Annotated in this window: 14 protein-coding genes; 9 read left to right on the top strand and 5 right to left on the bottom strand. The window is 32.0% G+C overall.

Translation table 11 applies throughout. The features are described from left to right. Positions 1-405 precede the first annotated feature (405 nt). The gene (locus B8T70_RS19925) at positions 406-2,022 is read left to right on the top strand and encodes an ABC-F family ATP-binding cassette domain-containing protein (RefSeq protein ID WP_039120362.1); all 1,617 of its coding nucleotides are present in this window, start codon (positions 406-408) and stop codon (positions 2,020-2,022) included. Positions 2,023-2,083: 61 nt separating this feature from the next. Here the strand turns inward: B8T70_RS19925 and B8T70_RS23975 are convergent, their stop codons facing one another. Then, positions 2,084-2,257 (bottom strand): hypothetical protein, encoded by a 174-nt coding sequence (locus B8T70_RS23975; RefSeq protein ID WP_165572322.1) that lies wholly within the window; start codon positions 2,255-2,257, stop codon positions 2,084-2,086. 256 nt (positions 2,258-2,513) lie between these two features. Between B8T70_RS23975 and B8T70_RS19930 the strand changes: the two genes are divergently transcribed. Then, positions 2,514-3,719, top strand: coding sequence for a DUF418 domain-containing protein (locus B8T70_RS19930; protein ID WP_086895982.1), 1,206 nt, complete (start codon positions 2,514-2,516; stop codon positions 3,717-3,719). A gap of 287 nt (positions 3,720-4,006) precedes the next feature. Next, on the top strand, positions 4,007-6,751 hold the full coding sequence (locus B8T70_RS19935) for a fibronectin type III domain-containing protein (RefSeq protein ID WP_086895983.1): 2,745 nt from the start codon (positions 4,007-4,009) through the stop codon (positions 6,749-6,751). A gap of 88 nt (positions 6,752-6,839) precedes the next feature. Here the strand turns inward: B8T70_RS19935 and B8T70_RS19940 are convergent, their stop codons facing one another. From B8T70_RS19940 to B8T70_RS19950, 3 genes are all read right to left on the bottom strand, one after another. Beyond that, complete coding sequence (locus B8T70_RS19940) at positions 6,840-7,238, bottom strand: VOC family protein (RefSeq protein WP_086895984.1); 399 nt, start codon at positions 7,236-7,238, stop codon at positions 6,840-6,842. Positions 7,239-7,312: 74 nt separating this feature from the next. Next, positions 7,313-7,612: a type II toxin-antitoxin system RelE/ParE family toxin gene (locus B8T70_RS19945; RefSeq protein WP_086895985.1), complete on the bottom strand. Its 300-nt coding sequence runs from the start codon at positions 7,610-7,612 to the stop codon at positions 7,313-7,315. Continuing rightward, positions 7,602-7,856 (bottom strand): type II toxin-antitoxin system ParD family antitoxin, encoded by a 255-nt coding sequence (locus B8T70_RS19950; RefSeq protein ID WP_086895988.1) that lies wholly within the window; start codon positions 7,854-7,856, stop codon positions 7,602-7,604. The genes B8T70_RS19945 and B8T70_RS19950 overlap by 11 nt, the downstream gene beginning before the upstream one ends. A gap of 304 nt (positions 7,857-8,160) precedes the next feature. Here B8T70_RS19950 and pyrR point away from each other — a divergent pair, with 304 nt between their 5' ends. From pyrR to B8T70_RS19985, 6 genes are all read left to right on the top strand, one after another. Then, positions 8,161-8,700 (top strand): bifunctional pyr operon transcriptional regulator/uracil phosphoribosyltransferase PyrR, encoded by a 540-nt coding sequence (gene pyrR, locus B8T70_RS19960; protein ID WP_035620405.1) that lies wholly within the window; start codon positions 8,161-8,163, stop codon positions 8,698-8,700. A 96-nt stretch (positions 8,701-8,796) separates the two neighbouring features. After that, positions 8,797-9,723, top strand: a complete 927-nt coding sequence (locus B8T70_RS19965; RefSeq protein WP_039112741.1) for an aspartate carbamoyltransferase catalytic subunit — start codon at positions 8,797-8,799, stop codon at positions 9,721-9,723. A gap of 73 nt (positions 9,724-9,796) precedes the next feature. Further along, entirely contained in the window at positions 9,797-10,129 is a 333-nt protein-coding gene (locus B8T70_RS19970) for a hypothetical protein (protein ID WP_039120358.1), read from the top strand. A 146-nt stretch (positions 10,130-10,275) separates the two neighbouring features. Beyond that, on the top strand, positions 10,276-11,181 hold the full coding sequence (locus B8T70_RS19975) for a ribonuclease Z (RefSeq protein WP_086895987.1): 906 nt from the start codon (positions 10,276-10,278) through the stop codon (positions 11,179-11,181). 141 nt (positions 11,182-11,322) lie between these two features. Further along, the gene (gene pdxH, locus B8T70_RS19980) at positions 11,323-11,967 is read left to right on the top strand and encodes a pyridoxamine 5'-phosphate oxidase (RefSeq protein WP_039120356.1); all 645 of its coding nucleotides are present in this window, start codon (positions 11,323-11,325) and stop codon (positions 11,965-11,967) included. Between the two features lie 174 nt (positions 11,968-12,141). Continuing rightward, complete coding sequence (locus tag B8T70_RS19985; protein WP_039120355.1) at positions 12,142-12,654, top strand: CAP domain-containing protein; 513 nt, start codon at positions 12,142-12,144, stop codon at positions 12,652-12,654. 518 nt (positions 12,655-13,172) lie between these two features. Here the strand turns inward: B8T70_RS19985 and B8T70_RS19990 are convergent. Further along, positions 13,173-14,180, bottom strand: a 1,008-nt coding sequence (locus B8T70_RS19990) for an OmpA family protein (RefSeq protein WP_165763236.1), incomplete at its 5' end; no start/stop codon positions are given.

Raw genomic sequence — 14,180 nt, forward strand, 5'->3', positions numbered from 1 at the left:
CTAAATGCATTTCCCACACATTTCATTATCAATAAAGAAGGATTAATTACCAAAGTTTTAAATAATTACAAAAGCTTAGAAGTAGCTTTGGAAAAAGAAAGTAAATTGAAGAATTAACCGCAAAGCAAGCAAAGATTACCTATAAAAAGGAACGCGGATGATACGGATTCGCTAGGGCGAAAACACAGATAAAAACGGATTTTCTTTACTATTGTTTTTTAAATCAGTTTTTATCCGCGTCTTTACTTTTGTAAATCCGTATCATCCGCGTTCCTTTACAGATATGATTTGTAGTAAAAGATAATTTTAGCTATTTTCATATTAAAAAAACTTAGCCGCTCAGTTTCTTTGTACCTCTGAACCTTTTTCACTACTTTTGCACAAAATTAATTAATATAGACATTCATGTTAACAGTCAATAATTTATCGGTACAATTTGGCAAACGAATTTTGTTTGACGAAGTAAATACAACTTTCACACACGGAAATATTTATGGAGTTATCGGAGCCAATGGTGCTGGAAAATCAACTTTTCTTAAAATAATTTCAGGCGAAATGGATCCTACTTCAGGACATATCCATTTAGAGCCAGGAAAACGTATGTCGGTTTTAAACCAAAACCACAACATGTTCGATGAGCATACAGTACTTGAAACCGTAATTATGGGTAACAAAGTATTGTACGCAGTTAAGAAAGAAATGGATGAACTTTATTTAGACTATAACGATAAAAACGCAGATAGAATAGGAGAGTTACAAGTTCAGTTTGAAGAAATGAACGGATGGAACGCTGATTCTGATGCAGCTTCGATGTTGTCTAACTTAGGTATTGCCGAAGAGCACCATTATACATTAATGGGAGATCTAGAGGGAAAAATAAAAGTACGTGTCCTTTTGGCACAAGCTTTATTCGGAAATCCAGATTTACTTATCATGGATGAGCCTACCAACGATTTGGATTTTGAAACAATCGCTTGGTTAGAGAACTTCCTTGCAAATTATGAAAATACAGTAATTGTAGTATCGCATGACCGTCACTTTTTAGATTCGGTTTGTACACATATATCAGATATCGATTTTAGTAAAATCAACCATTACTCAGGAAACTATACGTTTTGGTATGAGTCTAGCCAATTAGCGGCAAAACAACGTGCACAACAAAACAAAAAAGCTGAAGAAAAGAAACAAGAATTAGAAGAATTTATTCGTCGTTTTAGTGCCAACGTTGCTAAGTCTAAACAAGCAACTTCTCGTAAAAAAATGATTAGTAAGCTTAACATTTCTGAGATTAAACCTTCAAGCCGTCGTTATCCTGCAATTATTTTTGATCAGGATCGTGAAGCAGGAGATCAAATTTTAAATGTTGAAAACTTAAGCGCTTCAATCGAAGGAGATGTTTTGTTTAAAGGTGTTGATTTGAATATGGCAAAAGGAGATAAAATTGTTTTATTCTCTAAAGATTCACGTGCAACGACAGCATTTTACGAAATTTTAAATAACAATCAAAAAGCCGACGAAGGTACTTTTGATTGGGGAATCACAACAAATCAAGCTTATTTGCCAGCAGAGAATCATTCATTTTTCGAAAACGACTTAACATTGGTAGACTGGTTACGTCAATGGGCAAAAACCGAAGAAGAGCGCGATGAAGTTTTTATTAGAGGATTCTTAGGGAAAATGATTTTCTCAGGAGAAGAAGCTTTAAAAACAAGTAGAGTTTTATCAGGAGGAGAAAAAGTACGTTGTATGTTATCTCGAATGATGATGGAAAGAGCCAATGTATTAATGCTAGACGAGCCTACAAATCACTTAGATCTAGAGTCGATTACAGCATTTAACAACTCACTAAAAAACTTTAAAGGATCAGTGATTTTTACAACACATGATCACGAGTTTGCACAAACTGTAGGTAATAGAGTAGTAGAGCTTACACCAAATGGAGTTATCGATCGTTACATGACATTTGATGAATATCTTGATGATGAAAAAGTACAAGAATTAAGAGTGAAAATGTATTCTTAATACTTAAAACATATTTTTAAGAATCCCAATCGGCGCACCGATTGGGATTTTTTTTATTCTATTATTTTTTACCGAAGATTTTAATAATCAGGTAAATTATTAAAACAATTACAATAATTACTGCAAAAGCACCGACACCCATTCCTGCTTTAAAAATGCCTTCAATAGCCTCACAGCTAGTAAGAGATAACGATATAATTAAAGCGACTAGTATTGTAGATAATTTACTTTTCATGATTTCGTGTTTTTAAATTAATTAAAAATGACAATCATTATTGTCTTATTGTGAAATTAATAAATACCACAAAAAGAATGTTATATAATTCCTGTAAAATGTTTTATTATTTGATTTTTAATTTTATGAAAAATAGTTGAGAATAATTGAAAATTAGACTGTTAGGCTGCGCTATAATTGAGGATTTGGATTGTAGATTTTGGCTAAATAAAATTATATTTGAGTTAAAATACTATAAATTAATCCTTAAAATATTATGTCAGAAAATGCTTTTAGTTTAAAAACTCCCCGTATAGAAGTCATAGATGCATTACGTGGTTTAGCCATTATGGCGATTATGTTACTTCATAATTTAGAACACTTTGATTTCTATTATTTGCCCGAATATTTACCTGAACCAATCAAGGTATTAGATAAAATAATTTGGGATACATTATTCTTTCTTTTTGCAGGAAAATCATATGCCATCTTTTCACTTCTTTTCGGTTTTAGTTTTTTTATACAATACGATAATCAGCGTAAAAAAGGTAATGATTTTAGATGGAGATACGTTTGGCGACTGGCAATATTATTTGTTTTCGGATTAGTAAATACACTCTTTTTCTCAGGAGATATATTAATGATGTATGCCGTTTTAGGATTAATATTAATTCCGGTTTGTAATTTAAATACCAAATACGTTTTAATAATAGCAACTTTCTTGTTGATGCTTCCTATGGAGTGGTTCAACTTTTTTAATATTCTATTTAACCCTGAATATGTACTTCCTGCAAATCAATCAAATGCTTATTATGGAAGTATGCAAACTTACTTAAGTGGGAACTCATTTGTAGATCATGCAGTAGGTAATTTATCAATAGGAAGATGGGCATCAGTGTTTTGGTCGTGGGAAAACGGAAGATTTTTTCAGGCACCAGCATTATTTATGTTTGGGATGATAGCAGGAAGAAAACAACTCTTTGTTATTTCGGAAGCTAGTATTGCATTTTGGAAAAAAGCATTAGTATATGCAATTATATTATTTATCCCGCTATTTGCATTCAAAACTTATTTGCCAGAACTTATAGCAAATAAAGACATGGTAAACAGTTTATTAATCATTTTTACATCTTGGTCTAATGTTTCCTTTATGGTCGTTTTAGTAAGTACATTTGTATTGTTATATCAAAAAGAAGCTATAAATAAAGTTCTGATAAAATTAATTCCATTCGGAAAAATGAGCTTAACAAGTTATTTTTCTCAATCTATTTTAGGGTCGTTTATATACTACCGTTTTGGTTTAGGATTATACCAATATACAGGCGCAACATTTGGATTACTAATAGGAATTGTTTTGTTTCTGTTACAATTAGGATTTTGTACATGGTGGTTAAAAACACACAAACAAGGACCATTAGAATATATTTGGCATAAAGCAACCTGGATTTCTTTCGGAAAAGAAAAAAAGACAGTTGCAGCTTAGTTGTAAATATATAATGCTGTAAAAATAGAACGCGGATGAAACGGATTTACTAAAGTAAAGACGCAGATAAAAACAGATTTCTTAAGATTATAAAGAGAAAAAATCCGTTTTCATCCGCGTTTTCGCCTTGGCGAATCCGTTTCATCCGCGTTCCCTTTTTTAGACAATCTGTGCATTTTTAACTTTACAATAAAGAGAAGTAAAGATAAAAGAAGGGTAATGTTGTCTTAAAAGTATTTGCATTTTGGTAGAATACTTTTGCTTCGTCTAACAACGAAAAACAACTTATGAAAAAGCTCTACTTTCTATTATTCTTATTTGGGATAGGTTTTGCTGCACAAGCACAAAAGCTATTTCCTTATTTGCAAAACGCAACCCCTACATCTATTTATGTTAACTGGAAAACAGATAGCAACCCAGAAACTATTGTAGAATACGGAACAACAGCAACATCCCTTAATGTTACTGTTACAGGTAATACTAACGTTTTTACAGATTCGGGTTATCCTGGGAATTATTTTTACCACAGCGCGAAACTGATGAATCTTTCGCCGAACACTAAATATTATTACAGAATAAAAACGGGTGCAGATGTGTCTACCGTTTATTCATTTAAAACATTGCCAAACCCTGGGCAAGCAGCAACTGCCGATGGACATATTCGCTTTTTGATTATGGGAGATAATCAGCTAAAAGCTGTACCTCGCTACGATTCTTTAGTATCGGCAGCAAAAAGAAAAATAAAACAAAAATGGGGTTCTACATTATCTCCAGAAGATAATATTTCGATGACATTTATGGTTGGAGATCAAGTCGATGTAGGAACTTTGGATCATTACGAGAATGTGCACTTTAAAAAGAACAGAGGATTATCGGGCAATATACCAATTCAGACTACAGTAGGAAATCATGAAACTTATGGAACACTTGGGATGAATTCATATTATGATCATTTCTATATCAGTGAGCTTTCCTATAAAGGGATTTCATCAGGAACAGAGAATTATTATGCACAACAAGCAGGTAATGTTTTATTTATCAGTTTAAGTTCAGAACATACAGGAGCAGCACAGTTAACTTGGTTGCAACAGGTTCTTGCTGCTGCAAATGTTGATAATACCGTAGAGTGGATTTTTTCACTTAGTCACAGACCATATCAAGCAGAGCAATATGTTGGAGATATCTCTACATGGGTTCGTAATACAGCCGTTCCCCTATTGGTAACTTCTCCTAAATATTCTATGCATATTGGTGCGCACCATCATTTGTATCATAGAGGACAATTAAAAAACACACCTACATATAATATCATTTCGGGTGGAACAGCTTGGGATCAATATTGGGGATCATCTACCGAACAAGATTTTGAAGATGTGCAGAAAACAATATGCAACTGGATTTACCAAATTGTAGACATTGATGTTACCAACGGAAAAATGGATATCGAAAGCTATTCTATCGGAAGCGTAGATAAATGGAAAAACAACCAGTTAATGGACGAATTCCATAGATATAAAAACAAAGTAGCACCAGTAAAACCTGCAATCACAAATACTTTTGCTGCAAATGTTACTTTGCCTTTAACAATATCAGGTTCGGCATATAGCACTACAACAAATGAGTTATTAAATACAAGTCAGTTTTTAATTTCACAGACACCAACATTCGATATAATCAAAAAAGAAGTATATCGTGACTTCGAAAATTTATACGGAAAATATAAAACTCAAAAAGATTCAACAGTTGATATAAATCTGGGTGTAGATATTACCAAGATGGATTTAGCTTCGAACTCGCTTCCTAATGGTAAGTATTATGTGAAATTAAGATATAGAGACCGCAATCTGGAATGGTCTCCTTGGAGCGATACTCAAGCATTTACTGTAACAGGAAGTAATAATGTGAATACTGAGATTATTACCGATGCGTTAACTTATTCGCAAAATAAACCTATTAAAGTTGATTTTACCGATGCACCAGCGAGTACAAAAACTTGGATAGGATTGTATAAAGAAGGGCAAACACCGGGATCATCGACACCATCGCTAACTTGGCAATATACTAATGGTAGCCCAAGCGGATTTATTAATTTCCCAAGCGGATTGGCTAATAAAGGACGTTATTATGCCGTGATATTTTCTAATGGAGGTTACACGGAAATTGCGCCACGAAAATATTTTTATGTAGGACCAGTTCCTGTATTAACTACAGATAATACCGAATATTCTGTTGGCACACCAGTAATTGTTAATTATAGCAATGGACCACAATTGGCAAAGGATTGGATTGGTATATATAGAATGGGAGTAAATCCAGGATCTGGAGTTGCCTCAACAAGTTGGCAATATGTTACCACAGTTGCAGATACTAAATCATTTAATAACTTACCAAAAGGATATTATTATGCCGAATATTATTTGCAGGATAGTTTTAATGCTATCGGAAATAAAGTATTCTTTAAAATCGGAGCTGTGGTTACCGAATTATGGATTAATAAACCGGTATATGATCTTGGCGAACAAATTACAGCTTCATGGACAGATGCTCCAGGAATCGTAAAAGATTGGTTGGGGATTTACCACGAAGGCGATAATCCTAACGAAAAACCATTGGTAAGTTATACTTATTTTGAAGGACTTTCGGAAGGAACTAAAGCTATTGCTACCACAGAGTTGCCTACAGAAAAAGGAAACTACTTTTTGGTCATGTTTACCAATGATTCTTATAACGAAGTATCAAACAGAGTTTCTTTTGAAGTAATTGATAGTTCTTTAGGTAACGATGAGTTTAAAATCGATAATGGTTTAAAAGTATATCCAAATCCTACTAATAGTAATGCAGAAACTTTTATTCAGTCGGAATATCCTATCGATGAAATTGAGATTTATAATATGGAAGGAAAATTATTGTACGCTACAAAAAATGTAAACAACAATAAGTTCTCTCTTATAAATCAAGATTTACCAAAAGGAGTTTATATCCTAAAAATACATTCTCGTAAATTATTTACGGCTAAATTAATTGTGAAATAGTTAGAGAATTAAAACAATAGTTATTTAATAAAAAAAGCTTCCGCAAATGTGGAAGCTTTTTGAATTTATAAAGAATAAGTTTAAAGTATTATTGTAACATTTCTATAAGTTGAATATAATTCCCGCAGGTATCATTTAAAATAGCAATTTTTACATTTCCCATTTCTGTTGGAGTCATTTTAAATTCAACATCTAGATTAATAAGTCTATCATATTCTTCCTGAAGATTATCTACATTAATTTGTGTGTACGGAATTCCAGCTTCAAAAAGAGCATTTTGATATGTTTTAGCAGGTTCAAAATGATTGGGTGAAGGTTCTAATAAAACTTCAACTCCGTCTGGTTCATCTTTAGAAACAACAGTTAACCATCTGTTACCTCCGCCTAATGGTACATCATGTTTTTTTATAAAGCCCAATTTGTTAGTATAAAATTGTAATGCCCTTTCTTGATCTAGAACTGGTATTCCTATTACTTTTACTTTCATTGTTTTATGGTTTTAATTGACTGATGCTAGTTTGTAACTCTAATCAAATTGTTTAGAGTTTTACATTTGGTGATTTACTTTTTAAGTTGATTTTCAATATCCATCATTTGATGTAGAATTCTAATGATTTCTAATTCGTTTTGTTTAGTATTTATTCTATAAAAGATTAAATGTGATTTCACTTCAGTTCTTAAATATCCTTTTCTGATATGTTCAAAATTTTTCCCAGAATTTGGTTTTAGACATAAATATTCAATCTCATCTATAATAAGATTTAAATATCTGTCAGCTTGTTCAATAGACCAATTTTCAACTGTGTATAACCAAATTTTTTCTAAATCATAAGACGCTTCATTGCTTATCTTATAATTCATTGTTTGGATATTTTTTATGAAGATTATTTATAAAAGAATCACGATTAAAGTCTTTTACAAATCCAGATTTTTCTCCTTTTTTTAATTCTTTAATAAGCTCTTCTTTTTTGGTTTCCTCTTGTTCAAACATTCTTAATGCGGCACGAACCACTTCACTAGCTGATGAAAATCTGCCTGTTTTTACTTGAGAATTGATGAAATCATTAAAATAATCTCCTAATAATATTGATGTATTCTTTGGCATGACTTTAAATTTTATCAAAAATACCAATTATTGGTATGTTTTCCAAAAGATATTGCAATTTTTGGTCAATGATTTTTGAAGAAGGTTTGATTTTTAAAAGAAGGCAGATTTGGTTAAAATATAATTTCAAACTAAAGTTATAGTCAAAAAGTAGGATTTTATTTTCTAAGGATTTTACTAAATCTTTGTCAAAAAACTCCACTACCAAACCTCCCCAAATCAAAAAAAAATATTTCCCTTCCTAACACCCCAACAAATAAAATCTGATTTTGTATATTTGCCCAACCAAACACTACACTTTACTATGAGTCAAAAAGTATTACTTAATTCAAAAGAAGTTACTATCATATTACATCGTTTGGCCTGTCAATTGATAGAAAAGCATCTTGATTTTTCAGACACGATTTTGGTAGGAATTCAACCTAGAGGTGTTTACTTGGCAGAGCGACTGAAAGAATTATTAGAAAAAGAATATAAAACGCCTGAGATTACATTAGGCTATTTAGACATTACTTTTTTTAGAGATGATTTCAGAAGAACAGATAAACCTCTTGAAGCTAATAAAACCCAAATCAATTTTATTGTAGAGAATAAAAAAGTCATTTTTATAGATGATGTATTATTCACAGGACGAAGTATTCGATCAGCATTAACTGCTATTCAATCCTTTGGCCGACCAGCAGAAATTGAATTATTGGTGTTAATCGACAGGCGTTTTAGCCGACATTTACCAATACAACCCGATTATCGCGGCAGACAGGTGGATGCTATCAATAATGAGAAAGTGATTGTGAGTTGGAAAGAGAATGATGGCGAAGATGTCGTTTACTTAGTGACAAATTAGTTTAATCGGTTAACCGGTTAATTGTTTAATCGGTAGAAAATGATTAAACGGTTTAGCAAAAAACCATTAAACAAATAAAACAATTAAACATAAAAGATGAAAGAATTAAGCGTAAATCATTTGTTAGGAATAAAATACATCAATGAGAATGATATTAACCTAATTTTTGAAACAGCCGACCATTTTAAAGAAGTCATTAACAGACCAATTAAAAAAGTTCCTTCGTTGCGAGATATTACTATTGCCAATATATTTTTTGAAAATAGTACCAGAACAAAACTTTCATTCGAATTAGCACAAAAAAGATTATCGGCCGACGTTATTAGTTTTTCGGCAGCACAATCATCAGTTAAAAAAGGAGAAACACTTATCGATACGGTAAATAATATTCTTTCGATGAAAGTGGATATGGTCGTAATGCGACATGCCAATCCTGGAGCAGCTTACTTTTTATCCAAGAATGTAAAAGCAAGTATTGTAAATGCAGGAGATGGAGCACATGAACACCCAACACAAGCTTTACTGGATAGTTATTCTATTAGAGAAAGATTAGGAGATGTAGCAGGAAAGAAAGTAGTAATTGTAGGTGATATTTTACACTCAAGAGTAGCTTTATCTAATATTTATGCTTTGAAAATGCAAGGTGCTGAGGTAAAAGTATGCGGTCCAAAAACATTAATTCCCAGATATATTGAATCATTAGGAGTTACTGTAGAACCTAATTTGCGTAAAGCATTAGAATGGTGTGATGTTGCCAATATGTTGCGTGTGCAGAACGAAAGAATGGATGTTAACTTTTTCCCTTCTACAAGAGAATATTCACAACAATATGGTGTAGATAAAGCGTTATTAGATTCTTTGAACAAAGAAATTGTAATCATGCACCCCGGACCAATAAACAGGGGAGTAGAGATAACATCTGAAGTAGCTGATTCTGAACATTCGGTTATTTTAAATCAAGTCGAAAATGGAGTAGCCGTTCGTATGGCGGTTATTTATCTTTTGGCTTCAAAAATCCAATAAATTCCAAAAAGAAACTACCTTCGTTGTTCCAAAGAGGTATTTAGGGATTAATGAATGTAAAGCAAGAGAAAAAATGAAAGTAGATCAAAAAGGACATACAACAATAATTAAAGATACTCAGGGAGATTTTACTTCTTTTCTGGAGAAAATAACACAGCAGTTTAAAACCTTCGGAAATCACAATATTATTATCGATTTATTGGCACATAAAGATTTAACCATAAACGATATCAAATTATTATTACCTCTTTCTAAACAACAAAAAAAAGCCAAAAAATCTTTTGCCATTGTTGTTTCTGATATAGATTATAATGCTGTTCCAGATGCATTAATTGTTGTGCCTTCAGTTTTAGAGGCGCATGATATTATTGAAATGGACGAAATAGAAAGAGATTTAGGATTTTAAATACTGAAAGGATCTTGATTCTTAGTTATATATTAATATAAAATATGGGTTAATTGTTTATTTGTTTAACTGTTTAGTCGATTTATTTTGATGTTTTATTCTTGAACGATTAAACGATTTTACCCAATAAACAAATAAACATAAAATTGAAGTTAACAATATTAGGCTGTTATGCCGCAACTCCAAGAACTTTTACCAATCCGACTTCGCAGGTATTAGAAATAAAAAACAGATTGTTTCTTATCGATTGTGGTGAAGGAACTCAGGTACAATTGCGTAAAAACAAGGTAAAATTCTCTAAGATAAATCACGTTTTTATTTCGCATTTGCATGGAGACCATTTCTTCGGGCTCATCGGGTTAATATCTACTTTTAGCCTTTTAGGACGAACTACTGATTTGCATATTCATGGTCCGAAAGGAATTAAAGAAATCATCTTACTACAACTGAAATTATCGAGTTCATGGACAAACTATGGTTTGTTCTTTCATGAATTAGTGTCTGATAAAAGCGAAGTTGTTTTTGAAGATCAAAAAGTTATTGTAACCACAATACCTCTAAATCATCGAGTTTATACGAATGGGTTTTTGTTTCAGGAGAAAAAAGATCCGCGTAAACTAGATGTAGATGCTGTTCAGCATTATAATATAGATACTTGTTATTATCAGAAAATTAAAAACGGAGGAGATATAAAGTTGGATGATGGTACAATTATCGCCAACGAAAAATTATCATTTGACCCTTTGCCTCCTAAGAGTTATGCATTTTGTTCTGATACTGTATATCATGAAGCCGTAATTCCTATTATAAATAATGTAGATGTTTTGTATCATGAAAGCACCTTCTTGCAATCGGAAGAAGCTTTGGCTGCAAAAACATTACATTCAACAGCCAAAGAAGCTGCGACAATTGCTTTAAAAGCCAATGCTAAACATTTGGTTCTGGGACATTATTCTACCAGATATGAAAGTATCGAATTGTTTAGAGAAGAAGCCGAAACTATCTTTCCTAATGTATTATTAGGTGATGATGGAAAGAGTTTTGAATTTTAAATAATTGCCGAAGGCTTTAAGCTTTAAGCAATCCAAAGAATGAGGTTACTAATTCTAAAATTCTAAGAAGTCTAAAAGGTCTAATAATCCAAGATGTCTAAGTAGTCTAAAAGATCTAACAATCTAACTAATCTAAAAAAAATGAATGATCTAAGTAATTATAGAAAATCCTACGAGAAAAGTGAATTGCTGGAAAGTAATATTCCAGAAGATCCTATTAATCTTTTTAATAGATGGTTTCATGAAGTAGAAGACTTTGGAGGAGTCGATGAGGTAAATGCAATGACAGTGTCGACAATAGGATTGGATGGCTTTCCTAAATCGAGAGTTGTTTTATTGAAGAAATTCTCTGAAGAAGGTTTTATTTTTTATACCAATTATAATTCTGAAAAAGGAAAAGCAATACAGAATAATCCACATGTTTGTTTGTCTTTCTTCTGGCCAAGCTCAGAACGCCAGGTTATTATAAAAGGAATAGCAGCTAAAACATCTGAATCGGTTTCGGATGGTTATTTCGATTCAAGACCTGACGGAAGTAAGTTAGGGGCAATTGTATCTCATCAAAGTGAAGTTATTCCATCAAGAACATTTCTAGAAGAGAACCTAAAAGAACTAGAGAAAGAATTTGAAGGAAAACCTATTCCCAGACCTAAACATTGGGGAGGATTTCTTGTTACTCCTGTTGAGGTTGAATTTTGGCAAGGAAGACCAAATCGTTTGCATGACAGAATAAGATATGTTGCTCAAGATGATTACTCTTGGAAGATTGAACGACTTTCGTCTTAAAAGTAGGAAAAATACATTATAAAAATATTTTATAGTGTAGTTCATCGATTTTTTTTGGTAGTTTAACGATAAAATATGTAGATTTAACTAATAATTAAAAAGAAGCATAATTTATTTAATACAATTTAAAGAGTTTGCCCCACAATCTACTTTAAGCTTAAACTACTAATATTTATGAAATTAAGAATTCATTTTTTATCGCTTTTGGTAATAGCGGCGCTTACCATGAATTCTTGTGCATCTGATTCGGTTGACTCAGTTTCAAATCCAGAATCAGGTGTTTCTTCTGAACTAGTTACCGATTATACTTATAATCAAACGGAGCTTGAAACAATGCAACTTATTAATGATTATAGAGTTAGTGTTGGATTAAATGCTTTAAAAACAATAAATCACGTTTCTTTTAAATCTGAACAGCATGATGATTACATGATTGCTCATGATGTAGTAAATCATGATGGTTTTGTAGATCGCTCAGAAAACATTATTAAAGTACTAGGAGCTAAAAAAGTAGGTGAGAATGTTGCCTACAATTATAATACACCACAAGCAGTATTAAAAGCGTGGTTAGAAAGCGAAGGACATAAACAAAATATAGTAGGTGACTATACGCATTTTGGTATAGCTATAAAACAAGATCCAGAAAACGGAAGAAAATATTATACTAATATTTTTGCAAAAATATAATTGAATCTATTTTTTTTTACAGAAGAAAATGGAAGTAAAAAGACCCTTTTTATGTTACTGGTTTATTTAAGTTGAGGTTAATAGCCGTTATTTTAATTAATAACGGCTATTTAATTTGTAGTGGTAAAAAGCTGTCTTTATAGACAGCTTTTTTTATGTTCGAAAGTTTAGTAATTAGGCGAAAAAATTACCGCAAAGGTCGTAAAGGATTACACAAAGGTTCGCAAAGTTTAATGAATAGCTTTGTGCTCTTTGCGTTCTTTTCTTTGTGTGCTTTGCGTTAAAGTGAGAATGAAATAATTTACCGCAAAGGTAGCCAAAGGCTTATACAAAGATTCACAAAGTTCAATCAATAGCTTTGCGAACCTTTGCGTTTTTTTCCTTGTGTACTTTGCGTTAAAATAGAATCAGACTCAACTATATTATCTACAAATAAAAAACCAGTGAAGTTGATTTCACTGGTTTAGGATTAATACATAACTAACAATTTTTTATTAAAACTATACTTTGATTTATTGTTATAAAGCCGAAATTATAAATTCGCTTCGTCTGTTCATTTGATGTTCGGCTTCGGTACATTTTACTCCATCAGAACAACCATTTACAAGTTGGGTTTCTCCATATCCTTTTCCAGTTAATCTGTTTGGAGCAACACCGTTTTGAATCAACCATTTTATAGTCGATTTTGCTCTTCTGTCAGACAATGCTTCATTGTATTTATGCGTAGCACGACTATCGGTATGAGAACGAATATCAAGTTTCATTTTTGGATATTGATTCAATACATCTAGTATTTTTTCTAAATCCAAAGCTGCTTCTCTGCGGATATTAGATTTATCAAGATCAAAATAAATCATTTTGATACCAAAACATTTACCTAAATCATCACCAATTGTTACAACACAATCAGATTTTTCAAGTGCTATAGATAACTGAGTTCTTCCTTTTTCGTTTAAGATAGTAACACTTTGTTCTTTGGTTGTATATTTTTCTTTTTCGGCTCTTACGTTGTAGGTTAGACCACATGTTACTGGGAAAGTATAATTTCCGTTTTGATCTGAATAGCCTGTTGTAATTACTTTAAAGTTATTGTCATACAAAGTCAATTTGGTGTTTGGTAAAACTTCTCCAGTTGCCAAATCGGTTATGGTTCCGTATAATTCCTGAGTACAAATTACTAATGGTTTTGTTTCTAAAAACTTATAGATATCATCAGATCCCAGTCCGCCATCTTTGTTAGATGTAAAAAATCCTCTTCGTGATTTAGTGTCAATTAAATAAGCAAAATCATCTTTGGGAGAATTAATATCTGAACCTAAATTTTTGACATTGCTCACACCATCATCACTTAGTTTTCCAACAAAAACATCTAAACCTCCAAGTCCGGGATGCCCATCTGAGGCAAAATAAATTTCATTATCGTCTGTTATAAATGGGAATGTTTCTTTTCCTTCTGTATTTATTCCAGGGCCTAAATTTACGGGAGAACTAAATCCTCCATTGGTATTAATGTTTACTTTATAAAT

It is taken from the genome of Flavobacterium sp. AJR, assembly GCF_002156885.1.
Taxonomy (GTDB): domain Bacteria; phylum Bacteroidota; class Bacteroidia; order Flavobacteriales; family Flavobacteriaceae; genus Flavobacterium.

Bases quoted from the DNA above. Each gene is read 5' to 3' on its own strand.
- B8T70_RS19925 (WP_039120362.1), top strand. From the start codon at position 406: ATGTTAACAGTCAATAATTTATCGGTACAATTTGGCAAACGAATTTTG.
- B8T70_RS23975 (WP_165572322.1), bottom strand. From the start codon at position 2,257: ATGAAAAGTAAATTATCTACAATACTAGTCGCTTTAATTATATCGTTA.
- B8T70_RS19930 (WP_086895982.1), top strand. From the start codon at position 2,514: ATGTCAGAAAATGCTTTTAGTTTAAAAACTCCCCGTATAGAAGTCATA.
- B8T70_RS19935 (WP_086895983.1), top strand. From the start codon at position 4,007: ATGAAAAAGCTCTACTTTCTATTATTCTTATTTGGGATAGGTTTTGCT.
- B8T70_RS19940 (WP_086895984.1), bottom strand. From the start codon at position 7,238: ATGAAAGTAAAAGTAATAGGAATACCAGTTCTAGATCAAGAAAGGGCA.
- B8T70_RS19945 (WP_086895985.1), bottom strand. From the start codon at position 7,612: ATGAATTATAAGATAAGCAATGAAGCGTCTTATGATTTAGAAAAAATT.
- B8T70_RS19950 (WP_086895988.1), bottom strand. From the start codon at position 7,856: ATGCCAAAGAATACATCAATATTATTAGGAGATTATTTTAATGATTTC.
- pyrR (WP_035620405.1), top strand. From the start codon at position 8,161: ATGAGTCAAAAAGTATTACTTAATTCAAAAGAAGTTACTATCATATTA.
- B8T70_RS19965 (WP_039112741.1), top strand. From the start codon at position 8,797: ATGAAAGAATTAAGCGTAAATCATTTGTTAGGAATAAAATACATCAAT.
- B8T70_RS19970 (WP_039120358.1), top strand. From the start codon at position 9,797: ATGAAAGTAGATCAAAAAGGACATACAACAATAATTAAAGATACTCAG.
- pdxH (WP_039120356.1), top strand. From the start codon at position 11,323: ATGAATGATCTAAGTAATTATAGAAAATCCTACGAGAAAAGTGAATTG.
- B8T70_RS19985 (WP_039120355.1), top strand. From the start codon at position 12,142: ATGAAATTAAGAATTCATTTTTTATCGCTTTTGGTAATAGCGGCGCTT.